15 protein-coding genes and 2 pseudogenes are annotated in these 16,126 nt (G+C 57.8%); 7 read left to right on the top strand and 10 right to left on the bottom strand.

All coding sequences use genetic code 11. From position 1 onward, the window contains the following. The first annotated feature begins 86 nt into the window (after nucleotides 1–86). Complete coding sequence (locus LRK53_RS01020) at nucleotides 87–848, top strand: SseB family protein (protein WP_185754545.1); 762 nt, start codon at nucleotides 87–89, stop codon at nucleotides 846–848. A gap of 30 nt (nucleotides 849–878) precedes the next feature. Here LRK53_RS01020 and LRK53_RS01015 read toward each other — a convergent pair whose 3' ends face one another. Next, a complete protein-coding gene (locus tag LRK53_RS01015) occupies nucleotides 879–1,181 on the bottom strand; it encodes a hypothetical protein (RefSeq protein WP_027491219.1) in 303 nt (100 codons plus the stop codon). 709 nt (nucleotides 1,182–1,890) lie between these two features. On the opposite strand from LRK53_RS01015, the gene LRK53_RS01010 reads away from it, so the two are divergent. After that, nucleotides 1,891–2,436: a Panacea domain-containing protein gene (locus tag LRK53_RS01010; RefSeq protein ID WP_027491220.1), complete on the top strand. Its 546-nt coding sequence runs from the start codon at nucleotides 1,891–1,893 to the stop codon at nucleotides 2,434–2,436. Nucleotides 2,437–3,076: 640 nt separating this feature from the next. On the opposite strand, the gene LRK53_RS01005 is transcribed toward LRK53_RS01010, so the two are convergent. Continuing rightward, the gene (locus LRK53_RS01005) at nucleotides 3,077–3,814 is read right to left on the bottom strand and encodes a TIGR02391 family protein (protein ID WP_027491222.1); all 738 of its coding nucleotides are present in this window, start codon (nucleotides 3,812–3,814) and stop codon (nucleotides 3,077–3,079) included. Nucleotides 3,815–4,053: 239 nt separating this feature from the next. Here LRK53_RS01005 and LRK53_RS01000 point away from each other — a divergent pair. Then, nucleotides 4,054–4,680 (top strand): annotated as a pseudogene (locus LRK53_RS01000) (tyrosine-type recombinase/integrase). A gap of 166 nt (nucleotides 4,681–4,846) precedes the next feature. On the opposite strand, the gene LRK53_RS00995 reads toward LRK53_RS01000, so the two are convergent. The 5 genes from LRK53_RS00995 to LRK53_RS00975 form a co-directional block, all read right to left on the bottom strand. Further along, on the bottom strand, nucleotides 4,847–5,293 hold the full coding sequence (locus LRK53_RS00995; RefSeq protein ID WP_185754546.1) for a hypothetical protein: 447 nt from the start codon (nucleotides 5,291–5,293) through the stop codon (nucleotides 4,847–4,849). A gap of 132 nt (nucleotides 5,294–5,425) precedes the next feature. Next, nucleotides 5,426–6,043: a hypothetical protein gene (locus LRK53_RS00990; RefSeq protein ID WP_185754547.1), complete on the bottom strand. Its 618-nt coding sequence runs from the start codon at nucleotides 6,041–6,043 to the stop codon at nucleotides 5,426–5,428. A 90-nt stretch (nucleotides 6,044–6,133) separates the two neighbouring features. Further along, nucleotides 6,134–6,526 carry a hypothetical protein gene (locus tag LRK53_RS00985; RefSeq protein ID WP_185754548.1) on the bottom strand — a complete coding sequence of 131 codons (393 nt, stop codon included), beginning with the start codon at nucleotides 6,524–6,526 and terminating at the stop codon, nucleotides 6,134–6,136. Between the two features lie 126 nt (nucleotides 6,527–6,652). After that, nucleotides 6,653–7,393: a CC0125/CC1285 family lipoprotein gene (locus tag LRK53_RS00980; RefSeq protein WP_185754549.1), complete on the bottom strand. Its 741-nt coding sequence runs from the start codon at nucleotides 7,391–7,393 to the stop codon at nucleotides 6,653–6,655. Nucleotides 7,394–8,151: 758 nt separating this feature from the next. After that, on the bottom strand, nucleotides 8,152–8,346 hold the full coding sequence (locus LRK53_RS00975; RefSeq protein ID WP_081666518.1) for a ribosome modulation factor: 195 nt from the start codon (nucleotides 8,344–8,346) through the stop codon (nucleotides 8,152–8,154). A gap of 256 nt (nucleotides 8,347–8,602) precedes the next feature. Here LRK53_RS00975 and LRK53_RS00970 point away from each other — a divergent pair. Next, a pseudogene (locus LRK53_RS00970) lies at nucleotides 8,603–9,187 on the top strand (IS3 family transposase); the annotation flags it as partial. Nucleotides 9,188–9,287: 100 nt separating this feature from the next. On the opposite strand, the gene LRK53_RS00965 reads toward LRK53_RS00970, so the two are convergent. The 3 genes from LRK53_RS00965 to tnpA form a co-directional block, all read right to left on the bottom strand. Next, nucleotides 9,288–9,770: a hypothetical protein gene (locus tag LRK53_RS00965; protein ID WP_185754550.1), complete on the bottom strand. Its 483-nt coding sequence runs from the start codon at nucleotides 9,768–9,770 to the stop codon at nucleotides 9,288–9,290. A gap of 60 nt (nucleotides 9,771–9,830) precedes the next feature. Next, nucleotides 9,831–13,175, bottom strand: coding sequence for an RHS repeat-associated core domain-containing protein (locus LRK53_RS00960; RefSeq protein WP_051257463.1), 3,345 nt, complete (start codon nucleotides 13,173–13,175; stop codon nucleotides 9,831–9,833). A 155-nt stretch (nucleotides 13,176–13,330) separates the two neighbouring features. Next, nucleotides 13,331–13,762, bottom strand: coding sequence for an IS200/IS605 family transposase (tnpA, locus tag LRK53_RS00955; RefSeq protein WP_027491642.1), 432 nt, complete (start codon nucleotides 13,760–13,762; stop codon nucleotides 13,331–13,333). Nucleotides 13,763–14,038: 276 nt separating this feature from the next. On the opposite strand from tnpA, the gene LRK53_RS00950 reads away from it, so the two are divergent. The 3 genes from LRK53_RS00950 to LRK53_RS00940 all read left to right on the top strand — a co-directional run bounded on the left by LRK53_RS00950 (nucleotide 14,039) and on the right by LRK53_RS00940 (nucleotide 16,006). Then, a complete protein-coding gene (locus LRK53_RS00950; RefSeq protein WP_221174226.1) occupies nucleotides 14,039–14,314 on the top strand; it encodes a hypothetical protein in 276 nt (91 codons plus the stop codon). Beyond that, nucleotides 14,307–15,425 carry a helix-turn-helix domain-containing protein gene (locus LRK53_RS00945; RefSeq protein WP_027493690.1) on the top strand — a complete coding sequence of 373 codons (1,119 nt, stop codon included), beginning with the start codon at nucleotides 14,307–14,309 and terminating at the stop codon, nucleotides 15,423–15,425. Before LRK53_RS00950 ends, LRK53_RS00945 begins: the two co-directional genes overlap by 8 nt. A 383-nt stretch (nucleotides 15,426–15,808) precedes the next feature. Then, a complete protein-coding gene (locus LRK53_RS00940; RefSeq protein WP_027493691.1) occupies nucleotides 15,809–16,006 on the top strand; it encodes a ribosome modulation factor in 198 nt (65 codons plus the stop codon). The last annotated feature ends 120 nt before the right edge of the window (nucleotides 16,007–16,126 follow it).

Raw genomic sequence — 16,126 nt, 5'->3', positions numbered from 1 at the left:
AACAAATCAACGGATTGGCGTGTGCCTGCGAGGCAACTTCTTTGTCTATAACAGTTCGCGCCAACCCGGCTTTGAGGACAGATAGAGTGGCTTCAACTGAACATCTGGAAAGGCTACTAAAGCGAGCCGTATTAGAGCCAGGCACACGGCCCCGATTCCTGAGAAAGCTCTTGGCTAGCCATGTGTTCGTTTTCATTCATCATCCCGAAGGTGAGGCGAAAACGATGTGGAACAGCCAGATCGTTGCCTGGATTCGCCATGACGGTGCACATGTCTATGCGCTTTTTACCTCTGAGGAAGCGCTGGCCAAAGCGCCACTATCTGGGAAGGCAGCCTTCAACATCCATGTCCAAAGTCTCTTTGAAGCGAATCCAAACGTCCACTGTGTTGTCAACCCAGGGTCGACGTATGAGATGCAGATTTCAGCTGACGAGTTGGCACACGCTTTGGCAAGCATTGCGCAGGCCGGAGGCGCAACAACTTTGATGCTTGGCGCACGCGAGAACGCTGCCATTGCAAACAGCCATCCCTTGTTGGCCAGCAAGCTCATGACCTTCTTAGCCGGAATTACTCAAGTTGAGCAGGCCTACTTCCTCGAGGCCGAGCTTAGCCAGCTTCCGAGCCGGCCGCTGCAAATAGCTATCTTGGTAAGTGAAAGTGTTCAAATCGCTGAGGCGATTTCAAAGGTGGTCGAAGGGACGTGTGGCAGAGAGAAGCCGGCGAAAATTCGCATTTTTCTCCCGAACTCGCACGAATATTTCTCTATCAGGGCTGCAGGCATAGCGCCTTTCTATGATCGCGAATGGGGTGCGCGACTACTGGCGCTCAAGCCAGACGCGCTTTCATAGTGACCTCAGAACGCGCGGATTAAAACTCAGTCAGTACCGCGAGAATTTCATTGCAGCTGGCTGCCTTACTAACACGCCCAATAAGCTTGGCGAAGACGACATCCTTCCCTCTCGCCCGGCGAACACTCTCCAAGGTGCGCTTGTCCACGTATGTGACATCGCCATACCGTGCTCAACGGTGGTGAACTGTTGAAGCTTCGCGTGAACGTCTGCAATTTGGAGAGAGGCGATCATCTCGTCCGCTTCGGCGCGGCTGGCGAACTTGATCACGGCCTCGCATGCTTCGGTGTCGTACACCATGAAACCATCGGGCGCGGTATGGACTTCGAGCATGGCCGCCACTCCAAAAAGAAGCGCCCGATTTCAGGCGCTAAGGGTTGAGGCTCTTTAGGGATGGATGAAAGCCCCACCATGAAGAAAGCTCCGCTAGTCGGTTCCGCCTGACCTTGTGATGTCGGCATTGCCAGACGTCCGGTCGGTTTGTTCCTGACTCACGGGGCGTTTGTAGATTGCACGGGCACCGGTTTGCCGGGCATCAGCGGTGAGCGCCAACACATGCAGGGGATGGCCTATCTAGCACTCGGAGCTGGGGTTGGGTGCACCTCTGGATACTTCGGCGCAGTGTCCCAACCCGGTACCGCCTGGTCACGGATATCGTGGTCGATGCGGATGCGCTCCCACATCCCCAATTCACGCACGTGGTCGCCCACCGCGATGCCGTTGAAACCACGCCGCCAAGCCAGAGCGTCAGTAGTGCCCTTAAGCGTGACCGTGCCGCGGTAGGTCCAGCCGGACACGTTACGTGTCTGATCTGGTGGCACAGCGTATGGCCGCCAGTCGGCCAGAAGGTCGTAGGAGAAGGATTTCGCGCGATGGACTTTGCGGGCCATCGCAACAGATCAACGGCGAGGTGTCTCACGGGGCAGGACGCGCCACGGGTCCACACCTACATGAACGAGCGAAACCCTTTCACTTGAGTTCACTGGTCCCCGGCTCTATCCTTCATGTTGTAGGGTGATGCCAATCGCCCGAGACAGCCCATATGCGCGTATCCCGTGAACGCGAAAAGCTGATCAATGCCATGGTGTTTTTTGCGAAGAACACTCACAGCTGCGGCAAGATCAAGCTATTTAAACTTCTCTACCTACTCGACTTCAGACACTTTGCTGAAACGGGTTTGTCCGTAACTGGGCTGGAATATCGCGCCTGGAAGAACGGGCCAGTTCCACGAGCTCTCTATGACGAGTGGGACAATCCAGAGAGCGAAATTCGAAAGGCCGTTCAAATCAAAAAGGAAGTGGCGGGCAATTACGTGCGGCAAGCGGTTACCGCCGTGGCTGACTTTGACGACGAGCACTTCACCAAACGCGAACTGCGACTCATGAGCAGTCTCGCAGAAGAATTCAGGCATCACACTGCAACGCCGATGGTCGACACCACGCACGTTGCAGATGGGGCGTGGGCGAAGGTTTGGGCTCAGCCCGGCGACGACAACGTCATCCCCTACGAGCTTGCGATTCCGAAAGAAGACCCGAACCGGGACGAGATCCTGCGTACAGCTGAAGAATACTCACGTATCCGCGTTTAACGCGACTATCGAAAGGATGCGGGATGGTTGCGCCGGGGGAAATCTACGCACACGATGAGTTTTACGAAGACGAGAAGACGGGCAGGCTCTTACCAAAGTATCTGCTGATCCTCGCGGCACCGCGCAAGGACGACATCGTTTACAGGCTCCTCACAAGCCGTCAGAACAGTCGACCGAAAGACCCGTGCTGCTATCACGGCAATCCATTGCCAGGCTATTTTTTGGGTGAGCAACTTGGGGGTCCACTTGCCGAGCCGACCTGGTTGGACTTGCGCAAATTGCAGGACTACGACGCCGATACCTTTTCGACTAAAGCGAAGAATGGAAGCATTCGGCTAGTCGTTGTTCTACCCACCCCAAGATTGCGGGACGTACTCAACTGCGCCGCGGCGGCGGACGACACGTCCACTAGACAAGAACGGTGCATCCGCGACTTCGTTGCACAACTCCCGCGGTAAACGTCTTAGTTACCCAGTTGTAGGCCGACCTAGGTTGGGTTAATACATACACCAAACCCCCGATTGGGATCGTTCCACAACAAGCCTCATCGTGCCCTCGTCCGACAGAACGGTAACCGGCAGCTTCGGGTCGGAGGCGGACCTTAGCCGCCCAGTGCTGGTGCGCTGCCTTGCATAGCCTGCTATTGGATCGCCGCCAGTCTCGCGTCGATGATCTTGAGAAGATGCGATGCAAGGATGAGCATTTCGCGCGCTTCGTCGCGCTGGATCTCGACCTTTCGATGGGATGCGGGATTCTTGTAGCTGCCGATGGCCCCGGTCATAAGGCTCATCAGAGCGACTCTCTCGCCGCGTTCCAGTGTCCTGTCTGTTAGAGGGCCTTCGTCCGGATGGAATGCGGCACTCATCAGCGGAACACCGATTCTGTCGGCGCCGTAGTTGCCGGCCGCACGTGTTGTTACCTCAAGAGCCTTGAAGGCTTCGAACACGGCCGTGTCAAAGCGACCCTGCATGAAAAGGGGGCGAGCGTCCCGCAGAAGCGTCGGATGCAGGAAGGCGCTCGGCAACAGTTCTTCGCTCAGCATGGCCCTGACGCCATTCGCATCTGCAACCTGGCGACCGAGCTTGGTCACGCGGTCGAAGGCTGGATTCGCTCCTGTGTCGGAGCACAGCAGGCCGTTGACCTTCAGCCAATTCCAAGCGGCTGAGATGGAGTTTGCAAGTTCCTGCTGGAGTTCACGCCGGCCTCGATAGTCGTATTCGCCCTCTACCCGATTCACGTAATTTCCGAGGTGCACCATGCCTTGCTGGGCGGGGGAGTTCGGACCTGTAAGCACTTCCAGTAGGTAGGCACCCAGTTCGCTGGGTTGGAGATCTACCAGGGTTTGGGCATCAGGAACGAGCTGAATCAGTGTCGCCATGGGGCACCCGCTAGACCCGCACCAAGTGCGGGTGAAGAACAAACCTAAGGGGCTGCTAGACCATTCGCAACCCGAGCTGTATGGCTCTAGAGGATTCTACTACCCGAGCTGCGCGCCCACGCCCGTCGCGACCGCGCCGCCCTTAGCAATGGATACCAATGTCCGATTTGGGTCGAACATTGCCCATTCAAGATATCGGCGCACGCTGGCAGGCTCCACCACCTCGGTAGGAGTCCACCGTGAACACGATCGATACATCCTTCCAACGCCGCGACCCTTGGAACAAGGGCAAACTTACCGGGCAAAAGGCCCCGCTCAGGCTCCGTGACATCTGGGCGATTCGGATCCACCTTCAGCTGGCAAGGAACATTCGGGATCTTGCATTGTTCGACCTGGCGATCGACAGCAAGCTCAGAGCGTGTGACCTGGTCAAGTTACGGTTGTGCGATGTCGGTTCTGCGGATCACATTTCCTCGCGCGCCATCGTCCTTCAACAGAAGACGCAGCGCCCGGTCCAGTTCGAGATCACCACGCCGACGCGAGATGCAATTTCCGCTTGGATCAAACAGGCTCATCTTCAATCCAACGCCTATCTGTTTCCAAGCCGGATCCATAACTCGGACCACCTTTCGACGCGGCAATACGCACGAATCGTCAATGCGTAGATCGCAGGAATCGGTTTGGACGTTGCTGCGTACGGTACGCACACCATGCGCCGTACAAAGGCTACCTTGATCTACCGACGCACCAAGAACCTACGTGCCGTTCAACTGCTCCTTGGACATACCAAGCTCGAAAGCACGGTGCGATACCTTGGTATCGAAGTAGAAGATGCTCTTGAGGTTGCAGAGCAGACGGAGGTCTGATCGGATCAATTTTAAGCCGGATAGCGACACGAGGCACGGTCGCTATCCGGCCAGGAAGAGACGGCCGGCTATCTCAGATTCATGCCGCAAAGCTGCCGTTCAAAGTGGCTGAGACTGCAGCGATCGAGTTGAGCGGCGGCGAAGCCCGTCCGCATCGAACAAGTGGTTAAGCTTCACTCGGGAATTCCCCAAAATAAAGGTGCCCTATGAATGAACTGCTTTCTTCGTGAATTAACCGACGCAACCGCCGTGCTTCTGCTTGTGCTGCTTGAAGCCGCGGCAAGAGTTCAGCAACTCCCATGTCTCCAAGATCACCCATAGGATCGAGACAATAAGTTATTCCTTTGTGGCTGATAAAATTACGCTCATTCTTGAACTTTCTGAGTTCACCGACGAGCACGTCGTTATTTGTCAGTTTGCGGAATGCGTCGATGAGTTTTTCCAACGACGCATCCTCATAGTCCCTGCCATCCATTTTGAACGATAACCGCTTGCCCACACATTTCCGTACATACTCCAAAGCTTGCGATATGTATAACTTCAGCTCCTGCTCCACCAGCTGGCAGCCAGATAGCGCGTAAGCCACCTGCAGGTAGAAATCGTCTTCGGTCATATGAGGCCTTGCGCTTGAGTTACGAGCCGGCGTAGCCGTTCGCTTAGATCATTGGTTAGACGGACAAATACCTAGCCGTACACTACGCAAAGACGTCAGCTGGGCAATCCGTAGCAGCGTATTAGTGTGTTTCTAAAACGAGCCTTCGTTCGCTTTCTGCTTCTGTTGTTTGTCTAGGACATAGTGCTCTGCACTCGGGCTTAGCACTTTTATTAATCCGGAAGTGATCTCGGATACAATGCCTTCGAACTCAATTGTTACATCTGCCCTGACCCACTTCGCACGATCGTTTGTAAACGTTGCTCCCATCGCATTGTGCACCGGATTAGATGTAATTTTCGTCGGCGCGCCATACTTTTCGCGAAGTGATAAGAGTAATTCATCTTGCGCGTTGTAGCCGGCGGTCAGTAAAGTTATGCCTTCGATCCGCCCATTAATGACTATAACGGTTATAGAGTCGGGATTTATTCCGCTGGGCGTGTGTTGTCTTGACGGAATGTAATGGACCTCAAATGCTCCCTTCGCGTCAAGTAGATCGCCAGGGTGCGCTTTGAGCGTGTCATGTTCCCAGCATGGCTGGACAGGTTGCTCGTACGAGTCGTTGTAACTAGCAAGCACCCCACTGCCAAACCACGTGCACTCGGGAAGATTAAACTCCCCTCCAATTGTTAAGCCGAGAAAATTCGTCGGCTCTGTGGCATTAGCCACGCTACAGAGCGCCAGGGTAACTGTGAGTATAAGCTTCCACATTGTGTCTCTCCCTTACTGTTGACAACGCCGCCAAACGAACCTAGACACTTGAGTTGAGCGGCCGCGTAGCCGTCCGCCTCGAACTAGTTGTTAACCATTTTGTAGGATGTAGTTTTCGAGTTGTAGGATCAAAGAGTCAAATCCGCGCATGTCAGCGTCAATGCGCGACTTCTCGTCCTCTAGCTGTGCAAGGCTATTTGCCAAAGTTGCGCGGCCAGAATAGCGAGATGCTGACTGAATCGTACGAACGAATCTGCTAAACCCGCCACGACCGCGCATCATTGGGCCTTGGGTACGAGTTGTGTGGGTCTGCTCCGCTCGAAGATCTCTTTGCTTGGCGACTACCTCGCGTTTGAAGAGCGCAAGTTCCTTCTTCTTGATTCGGATTTCTTCGATGGCGAGTTTCGCCTCCGCGGCGATTGTGACGCGAAGATGAATCTCGCCATTCTCGATTCTGATGACGGAGGTTTTAGAGAATTCCATCGGCTAACGTCCCTGCTGGCTAACGCTCGAGTAGTGCGTTGACGCGGCAATATGCACTAGACGTTCAGCTTCCCCGTGCGTCCTTTTCCACCTTATTCCTACACGAGATCAATCCTTTACCTTTTTCTAGTTATTCTTCATGCGTATCGGTATGCACCGGTCACCATCGCATTGCACGATCAAGGTTCCCGCAGCGCACGTTGCCTCAAACGTTCCGTCTTGCGCTTCACTTACGTCGCCGCATCCCTGACCGCGCGCCACGCGTTGCGCGGCGAGTACTTGCTGGGCGATATTGGTGGTGGGAGGGGACATTGCCACCTGAGCGGTGCTATCACTCTGACTAGAAGTCGTGGCCATATTCGAGGTGGCGTTGGTAGCTGCCGGATTGGTTGCTTGGCTGCTGGTTTCCGGCAAATGATATTTGGTGCGAATTGAATGAGCTACGAAATGGGCGTCGAAAAGCGAAGTTCCGGCCGCTTGGTTCGTGAAGCATCGAACGAGCAGGGCGCTATTCGGTTTGAAGATGGGAGTGGTGAATGAACTGCCCCATGCACTGTGCCGCCCAAAGGTTGCGGTTGAGGTTGTAAACGAGCTTGTCGAGCCGCCTTCGGCCTCGTTGATGACGCTGAAGTAGCTACATCCGTCTTCGATCGACTTGTCGGCGGCTCGAAGCAGGGCGAAGTCCGACGCCCGCTCAGGGCTAGTGAACCCGTTGCCGGAAAAGCCAATCTTGAAACTCGTGGGGCCCAAATCGGTTTCGCTGAATCCCCCAGTGAAACTCTTTGGCTGGTATGCGGTAGCGCAGCCGCCGACCAAAACGGCGGCCACAAGCGCTGCTGCTCGCAAGGCGAGTTCTTTGGTGATCATGGTTTCCCCCCTGTGAAACGCTCGATTCCGAGCCACAAAATTACCACGAAAGCCACTGGGCAGCGCCATTCCGCAGCGATTGAAAAGGTGGGTGCATCTTAAACCCGAACGTAATCTATCTTGACAGACGGGTCCACTCTATAGTCAGGAGCCCGCCATCAGCCCCGCAAAGTTGACCCCAAAGCGGACACTCACGGCCGGCTCCTTCGGGTCGAATTGAGTCTCTTCGATGGGTCCGCCAACCAGCGGCCAGCTCAATCGCCCGGTCGACCTGCCCGAGCGCTACGCACTGGCTGTGCGCCAAACATTGCAAGAATGACGCGCCAAACTTTCAAAAAATGCATAAGTTCATGTGTTCGGGAAGCCATAGTTTGAGCGGAAAGAGCGAACTATGGTTTCTCGTAAGCATAGTTTGCTGGTTCAGCCATGACCGGTCGTGGTAGCGGCCGCGTACGTAAAGCATAATTTGTCCGCTAGCCTGCACGCCTACGAAGTGTCAGCTTGCCGCCGAGGGCCCTTGCCAAGTTTGGCCTTGCAAACAAGGTCTTGCATACGGTTGGTATGGGGCGGCGTTGCTTGCGGGAGGGCCGCGTCTCGTTTCGCCCGCAAGAGCGCCACTTCAGCAACGACGTTGTCAGAGCCCGTCATACGTGACTTCCCGCCAGCGACCGCCGCCGGACGCTCCCCCCCCTTCGTGTGCTTCATTTCAATAGTGGGCGGGGGAACCGGATGCAGCGGGAGGTACGGTCTGCGCAAGATCAGTCGCCGAGCTTGGCTGCCGGGTCTTTCCCAGCGTCCAGTTGCCCGCGGCTGCGCCAGCCCCCGTGCCAAGCTAGCGCCATCGCGGAATCATTCGGATACGGGCATTTTTCCTGCGGCTCGCCACAATCGCGTGCGTAATGGCCTTCGATCCATGCCTGCAGCGGATATTGCATTCCGCTTTCCTTGACCATGCTGGCGTCCTTCTGTGGGCGTCGTGGAAGCTTGGGTGAGGTCGGCAGACCAGGGTTCAAGTATGGAAAAGCCCGCCAGAGCGGGCTTGGATCCATCTATGCCGGGGGATGGCCGGGACAATCGCCTCACTGCGGCGGATTAGCTACACAGGGGTGAAGCTGTTCACATTTTTTCATTTCACGACCGCCTGAATCGTGACATCGTCACGTTCTTGGAGTTATGGCGGGGAAATCGTGCTTACGCCAGCAAAATGGTAGAACCTTGAAGGGCTTCGGCTGGAATCACAAGCGGGTCTACCGCATCTACCGGGAGCTGGAATTGAACCTGCGGATCAAGCCGAGGAAGCGCCTCGTGCGCGAGTCGATCAACCAGGTCTGGTCGATGGACTTCATGCACGACCAGCTCAGCGACGGGCGCAGCTTCCGGTTGTTCAATGTGCTGGACGACTTCAACCGCGAAGGACTGGGGATCGAGGTCGACCTGTCGCTGCCCTCGGGTCGCGTGATCCGGGCGCTGGAGCAGATCATCGAGTGGCGTGGCAAGCCAAGGGCGATCCGTTGCGACAATGGTCCGGAGTACATCAGTGGCGTGTTGCTGACCTGGGCCGAGCAGCAGGGCATCCGGATCGAACACATCCAACCGGGCAAGCCGCAGCAGGACGCCTATGTCGAGCGCTACAACCGAACCGTGCGTTACGCCTGGCTGGGCCGAACCCTGTTCGACTCGATCGAACAGGTACAGGACATGGCCACCCGCTGGCTATGGACTTACAACCATGAGCGCCCGAACATGGCGCTCGGCGGCATCACGCCGATGCAGAAACTGATCCTCGCCGCCTAGCTCCACTTGTGCTGTCAACTAAAAGTGGGAGGATTACCTAATGACACAGCGGTTCCTGCTCAGGTCTGGCCGGAATTGTACTGCAGACGTGACAAGCCCATCAAAACGCCTGATTCGGAATCATGGCGTCATTGGACCGCAGCTTGCCACCGATCATGTTGCCCCCGGCAAGGGTGAAGCACATCGGGCCTTGCACTGTGCCTGGCTGCCACGGGGTTGCAAATACTTGATAGCTATACGGCGGCCCTTTGGCGATGGCCGTGGCGTAGTCTGAAGTTTCCTTTGCATCCGAATAGATGCGCAGCGTGTTCCAGTAGACGTAGCCATACCCCACGCCCATGTCTTTCACGCCCTCCTTGCTGCATGGGCCAAGTGCAAAGGACACGTTGTAATCCTTCTTCTTAGCAAGCGCCAACAGGTCTGTGTCGGTCGTGAATTCGATGCGCAAGATGATTTTTGATGGGCGCGGTTTCAGGCTAACCCATTTGAGCTGCGGTTGATCCTTGAAATCAACGCCGGTGACGGACGTAACTCGGACGTCCTTTGGGCCATCGCTGAATGGCCAAGTCGTACAAGCGGCCACGGGAATTCCGCATGAAGCGATAGCAAGGGCTGTGATCAGGCTTCTCTGTCGAGTCATTGTTCAATACCTCGGCAAGAATGGCGGGTTGGCAAGGGGCGCTCCCCCGAGAACCTGGGCAGGGCTGTTCACACCTGCACCTGAGGCATTCATCATTGACTCGAAGTCTTCATGGTTCACACGGTTGTCTTGGATGTAAGAGTCCGCGATGCCATTGGGTTCGTCATTCCAGCCACCGCCGATGCCGGCGATGAAGTTAGAAGGTTGAAAGACGTTATTGCCTTCGGCGTCCACGTCCACCCATGTTCCCACCTTACCAGCGAGGGCATTCAAGTCTGGCGAATGGCGGCTGACAGGGTCGATGGTGATCAGGAGATTGACCTTCTTGCATGACTGCATGGCCGCCTTCGCCGCGGTGTCGCCACCATAACTGTGGCCGATCAGATTGATTGGGTCGCCTGGTTTGGCATTGGCAATGTCCTGCAAAATTCCATTGAGATCGGTCCACGAGTAGTAGGCGGAGTCCGGATTGTTCTGGTGATAATTGTTGTAATAGCTCCGCACAATCCCTGAGGTGGCATCACCGAAGCCACCCACAAAAATGTCGCGCAAACCATCGGGGTCGACTCGGTCCAGAGGGGCGTTGTTGACATAGGCATAGGTACTGATACCCCCAGCCAATCCTGCCGGATCACTCTGCAAAAATCTTCCGGTCGAGGGCTCATAGGTGCGATGGATGTTGTAAACCGTGTTTGACTCGGCATCAAAGTACTGTCCCGGATAGCGCAGGTTGAGTACATAGCCCGTCGTCGACGTTGGCGCTTGCTCTCCGAAGGGGTTGCCTACATAGGGCCACGACCAGATTATCGTGCCAGCGCCGTCAGTGACGGCCAGCGGCGTGCCTAGGCCATCGGCGTGCACGTAGTTGACCACGCTGGTGGTGACGCTACCATTGATGCTGTTGTCGATCACCACCACCGGAATGTCACCCAACCAGACGTAGTCTCGGTTGTTTGTGGCCACTGTGCCAGCGTGGTGGTGGTACTTGCCGCGGTGTTTTCCCTTGCCTTTTGCCAGCGCAGCGCTGCTTGTCTCGTATTCGCCGATCAGCTGGCCAGCTTCGTTGTAAGCGAAACGTTCAGTCGTCGCCTGTAGGAACGTGACTACCTTACCAATACGCTGCCCCATCGCGTTGTAGGTGTAGATGCCTACGGTCGCGCCGTTGAGCTGTGCCATCGTCAGGCGGTTGCGTCCGTTGTAGCCGAATCCATAGGTGTTGCCGCCGATCACACTGCCGGTGGTGTTGCCGTTGGCGTCGTTGGCGCGCGCAATACCGTTGATGCTGGCAAGCTGGTGCGTGCCGCCGGTGTAGAGATAGGCACCGGTAGCCAGGCCCAGTGCCGTCTTGCTCCGTCGATCGCCGGTCGGGCTGTAGGTGTAGCTTTCCAGTGCGGCACCGTTGTCGGCGATACCGGTGAGTCGATACAGCGGATCGTAGCTGTAGGTTTCCGTGGCGGGATTGGCTCCCGAGGCATTGCCCAAGGCCGTAATATTGCCCAACGCATCACGATTGAAGTGCAGGTTGAGCGCTGGGCTGGTCAGGTCGGTCAACCGGTAGTTCGCGTCGTACGTGCGTGTCACGACCTGGCCATTGCCCAGCGTGTAGCTGCTGATCGGCCCAAACGGCAGGTAGTTGATGCTGCTGACCACGGTCGGTGACGCCACGCTCGCCCCTGCGGGGGCCACCTGCACGCTGCTGACACGGCCGTCGCTGTCATACGCGTAGCTGATCGCCGTCTGGTCGGGCGTACTCACGCTGCTCAGTCGATTTCCCGCGGTATACGCGTAGCGCGTGGTGTCCGTCTGGCTCAATGTCACCTGCTGCTTCTGGATGACGTTGCCCCGCCCGTCATAACAGAACACGGTAGTGACGCCGGCCTCCACCACGCGCGTCAGTCGTCCGATCGGAAGGGATGCGCTGCAGCCGGTCACCGCATTGGCCTCGTCGTAGGCGTAGCTGACATTGAGAGTGGTGTCGGTGTAGCCGGTGCTGATCAGGCGATTGTTCGCGTCATAAGTCGACGTGCTGACGATGCCCTTCGCGTCGGTGTGCGTCAGGCGATTGCCGGCGGCATCGTAGGTATCGCTGCTGGTGCCCGTGTCCGGGCTATGCAGCACCGTGCGGTTGCCGAGGCCATCGTAGTCGTAGGTGGTGCTGAGGCCGTCCGGATCACCGACGCCCTCCAAGTTGTCGCGGGCATCGTAGGCGAACACGCTCTGGGTGTTCTTGGTGGCCGGGTCGGGACCGTTGTAGTTGGCGATCGTGCTTTGCAGCCGGTTGAGGGCATCAAAGCCTTGCTGACGCTGGATGCCCAGCGCATCCGTGGACTGCACCAGATTGCCATTGCCATCGTAGCTGCCACTGGTGCCGGCGTTGAAGACGGCGTGGTTCAGGCCATCGACCACTGCCGTGAGCTGACCCAGGATGTTGAAGGTGCGCGACAGGCTGTGCACGACAGTGCCGGTAGCAGTACGGATCTGCTCGCCGGTCTTGTTGCCGGCGTTATCCAGCGTGTAATGGATGACGTTGCCTTGCGCATCGGTGATGTCGGTCAAGCGGTGGGCCGCGTCGTAGGCATAACGGGTCGTAATGCCGTCCGGATCGGTGATCGAGGCGACCGCACCGTACGCCGTGTAGCTAAGGGTCGTGGTGGCACCACCGACGCTGCGCGAGGCGAGCCAACCACGAGGCGTATAAGTCAGGTTAGTAACCACGCCGTTGGCGTCCCGCAGGCTGGTGACGCGGCCGGCACCGTCATACGTCAGATAGCTGGTGGTGTGGCCCAGAGCATCGGTCACCGATTGCAGGTCGCCGTGATGCGCGGTGGCGATGTCGGCCAGGTAATAGGCATAGGTGCTGACGTCGGCCACCTCGGTGCGCGGACCGTCCACGGAAAGCAGCAAACCCACGATCGGACACTGGGTGGTGTCGACGGCCGTGCAGTAGCTGTAGGTCCAGCGGCGCACGCCGGCCGGTGGCGTACCGGTAGTGGCGCAGGTGTAACTACTGGCTTGGGCCGGATCGATCTCGCAACGGGCCAATGGCTGGCCGACGGTGTTATAGACCCAGGCAGTTTTGCCGACCGTGTTGCCCTTGGCATCGAGCACCGTGCGGATCAGCGGAACGCGCAGCGTGGTGTTCCAGGTAATGTTGGTGGTGCGTTGATCCGCGCTTCCCGAACCGTCAACCTGCTGATCCAGCAAGCCATTGGCGTCATGAACCATCGTCGTGACGTTGCCGTTGAAGTCGGTGGTCGAGGCCACATAGCCGTTGCTGTCGAACGTGGCCGCGGTGTTGGGTTGGCCGCAGCCGGAGCCGCAAGGCGCGCTGACGGTGCTGGCATGCATCGACCCGTTGGGCACTACGAAACCCAAGGTCGCCTGGGCGCCGGGTAAGTATCCCCCGGCAAAGCCGGGGGCTTTAGTTGTGTGAGCCGCTCAAAGCGGCTTGGGCGGGGTCGCTAACGCGGCCCCTCTGATCGGGCCACCCTACGGTGGCCTGCCTATCGAAGCAGTTGCAACTGCTCCAATCGTCGATCCTCTTCCTCCTGATTGCGAATGTACGCCCGGATCACTTGCTCATCCCGACCCACCGTCGAGACGAAGTAGCCCCTCGCCCAGAAGCTCTGCCCTACAAAATTTCGCTTGCGCTCTGCATACACTCGCGCCAAGTGGATAGCACTCTTCCCTTTGATGTAACCCTCCACCTCCGACACCGCATACTTCGGCGGAATACTCAGCATCATATGCACATGATCGGACATCAGGTGTCCCTCTTCGACCCGACTCTCCTTCTGCTCCGCCAACCGGCGGAACACCTCTCCCAGATACTTTCGAAGCTCGACGTACAACGTGCGACGTCGACACTTCGGGATGAACACCACGTGGTACAGGCATTCCCATGGCGTGTGGTTTAAGCTCTTGTACTCGTCCATCGGCGGACTCTCCTCTCGTGTGCTTGGCGGCTCACGAGTTGGAGTTTCCCCGATGGACTCCTGTAAACGTCAAACTTCTACTGCCTCCCCGGCAGAGCCGGGGGGACTCCCTCGTTGGTCTAGGAAGTGATCCAGGCTTCGCTTGGGACAGTCCAAACCTGAACCGTGACATACAATCCGATTTACCTAAGAGGTAAACTCATATAGAATCGGGGGCGCAATTTGGAGATCAGGTTCAAGGACAGGAAGCTGCGTGAACTCTGCGAGAAGCAGGCCGTGGCCCGCAAGAAGCTAGGGGATGCCTGTGCACGCAAGCTGTATGCTCGACTGGCTGACCTGGAAGCTGCAGCAGCGGTCACCGACTTGGTGGCCGGGAACCCGCATCCGCTCAAGCATGACCGTGCCGGCCAGTTCGCGCTGGACCTTGCCGGTGGGTGCCGGCTGGTGTTCGCCCCGGCCAACGACCCGACGCCACGCAAGCCGGATGCCTCGATCGACTGGTCGCAGGTGACCATCGTCTGCATTGAATTCATCGGTGACTACCATGACTGAGTCAGCCACCCGTTTCGAACCTGATTGGGTTTCTCCGCCCGGCGAGACCATCGCGGACTTGCTGGAAGAGCGCGGCTGGTCGCAGCAGGAGCTGGCCCAGCGTCTGGGCTATTCCGAAAAGCATGTCAGCCAGCTCATCAACGGCAAGGTGCCGTTGACTGATGATGCGGCCATGCGCCTGAACAGCGTGCTGGGCGGGCCAGTGGGCTTCTGGCTGAAGCGCGAGGCACAGTACCGCGAGCGCTTGGCGCAGCAGGAGGCCAAGACGCGCTTTGCCGGTTGGCAGGACTGGCTGGACCAGATTCCGGTACGCGAGCTGATGAAGCACGGCTGCATCGCCAAGAACCGTATTGACGCCCATTCGAAGCCGGCCATCGTGGAGCAATGCCTGTCCTTCTTCGGTGTCGCCTCGCCGGATGGCTGGCGCGCGCGTTACGGCACGCTGCAGCACCAGTTCCGTCGTAGTCGCGAGGAGCAGTGCAATTTGGGCGCCATTGCCGCCTGGTTGCGCTTGGGCGAGCAGGTTGCCGAGAAGCAGTCTGGCCCGCGCTACGACGAGGCCAAGTTCAGACAAGCCTTGGATGAAATGCGTGGCCTCACCGTACTGGCGCCGGAACAGTTCGCGCCGCGCCTGAATGCATTGTTCCGCGACTCGGGGGTGATTTTCGTGCTGGTGCCTGCCCTACCGAAATCACACGTCAGTGGCGTGGCGCGTTGGTTGGAGGCGGATCGACCGCTCATCCAGCTACCACTCTACGGCAAGACCAACGATCGGTTCTGGTTTACCTTGTTCCACGAAGCGGCCCACATTCTGCTGCACGGGAAGAACAGGAAGTCCAAGGAGTCGGTATTTCTGGACGATCCTGTGCGACAGACATCGACAAGCGCGCAGGAACGAGAAGCCAACGACTGGGCTCGAGACTGGCTGATACCCTCGGCCTGTAAGCGTGATCTTGTACAACTGAAAACGAAACTGGCGGTACTCGCATTCGCGCATCAGCTAAGCATCCATCCTGGCATCGTCGTCGGCCGATTGCAGCACGACGAAGTCATACCTCCCTCGTGGATGAACGATCTAAAGGACAGCTTCCGAATCACGGAATCAACCTGATACGGCACCGCCGCCATGCGTCTGAGCTATGCGAGCAAACTTTCCTAGCCATCACCCGCAAACTCTGTTCGTCTGCGCACATGCGCCCAAGACGGGCTCGGATGGCGGCACGTTCGCGCCACAGCCGGCGAGCCGTAACCGCCTCGTGGATCACGCCCGTCGCGCTGCCCGAAGTGTGATGGACATCACGACTTACTTGGTCGTGAAATGAAAAGCTGTGAACAGCTTCACCCTGTGTCGCTAACCTACCGCCGTGAGGCGACCGTCCCGGCCATCCCCCGGCGCAGATGGATCCAAGCCCGCTCTGGCGGGCTTTTTCATGCTTGAAACTTCGCTCTGCCGACCTCACCCAGACTTTCACGACGCCCACCGAGGACGCCAGCATGGTCAAGGAAAACGGGATGCGGTATCCGCTGCAGGCCTGGATCGAAGGCCATTACGCGCGCGATTGCGGCGAATCGCGAGAAAAATGCCCTTACGAGCATGGCTCCGCGATGGCTCTCGCCTGGCACAGGGGTTGGCGCAGCCGCGAGCAGTTGGATGTCGCGAAAGGCCCGGAGGCGGAAGCCGGCGACTCTTGAGTCGTCGCATAAACCGCAGCGACTGGCATGGTTCATCGACTTCGCTGCACCGCGCTCAGGACGAACGGGCTTCCCTGCTGACTACAGGCCGACTCAACGGCATGAGGTGGCCAGGCCGGT

Origin of the sequence: Rhodanobacter thiooxydans (assembly GCF_021545845.1) — a bacterium.
Classification (GTDB): Bacteria; Pseudomonadota; Gammaproteobacteria; order Xanthomonadales; family Rhodanobacteraceae; genus Rhodanobacter.
The sequence above is the reverse complement of the archived record's forward strand: the minus strand, read 5'-3'. Positions and strand labels throughout refer to the sequence as shown.

Excerpts from the sequence above, each read along its gene's own strand:
- LRK53_RS00990 (WP_185754547.1), bottom strand. The coding sequence starts at position 6,043 with ATGTGGAAGCTTATACTCACAGTTACCCTGGCGCTCTGTAGCGTGGCT.
- LRK53_RS00960 (WP_051257463.1), bottom strand. The coding sequence starts at position 13,175 with ATGCATGCCAGCACCGTCAGCGCGCCTTGCGGCTCCGGCTGCGGCCAA.
- LRK53_RS01010 (WP_027491220.1), top strand. The coding sequence starts at position 1,891 with ATGCGCGTATCCCGTGAACGCGAAAAGCTGATCAATGCCATGGTGTTT.
- LRK53_RS00945 (WP_027493690.1), top strand. The coding sequence starts at position 14,307 with ATGACTGAGTCAGCCACCCGTTTCGAACCTGATTGGGTTTCTCCGCCC.
- LRK53_RS00975 (WP_081666518.1), bottom strand. The coding sequence starts at position 8,346 with ATGGTCAAGGAAAGCGGAATGCAATATCCGCTGCAGGCATGGATCGAA.
- LRK53_RS00940 (WP_027493691.1), top strand. The coding sequence starts at position 15,809 with ATGGTCAAGGAAAACGGGATGCGGTATCCGCTGCAGGCCTGGATCGAA.
- tnpA (WP_027491642.1), bottom strand. The coding sequence starts at position 13,762 with ATGGACGAGTACAAGAGCTTAAACCACACGCCATGGGAATGCCTGTAC.
- LRK53_RS00985 (WP_185754548.1), bottom strand. The coding sequence starts at position 6,526 with ATGGAATTCTCTAAAACCTCCGTCATCAGAATCGAGAATGGCGAGATT.
- LRK53_RS00980 (WP_185754549.1), bottom strand. The coding sequence starts at position 7,393 with ATGATCACCAAAGAACTCGCCTTGCGAGCAGCAGCGCTTGTGGCCGCC.
- LRK53_RS01015 (WP_027491219.1), bottom strand. The coding sequence starts at position 1,181 with ATGCTCGAAGTCCATACCGCGCCCGATGGTTTCATGGTGTACGACACC.
- LRK53_RS00995 (WP_185754546.1), bottom strand. The coding sequence starts at position 5,293 with ATGACCGAAGACGATTTCTACCTGCAGGTGGCTTACGCGCTATCTGGC.
- LRK53_RS01005 (WP_027491222.1), bottom strand. The coding sequence starts at position 3,814 with ATGGCGACACTGATTCAGCTCGTTCCTGATGCCCAAACCCTGGTAGAT.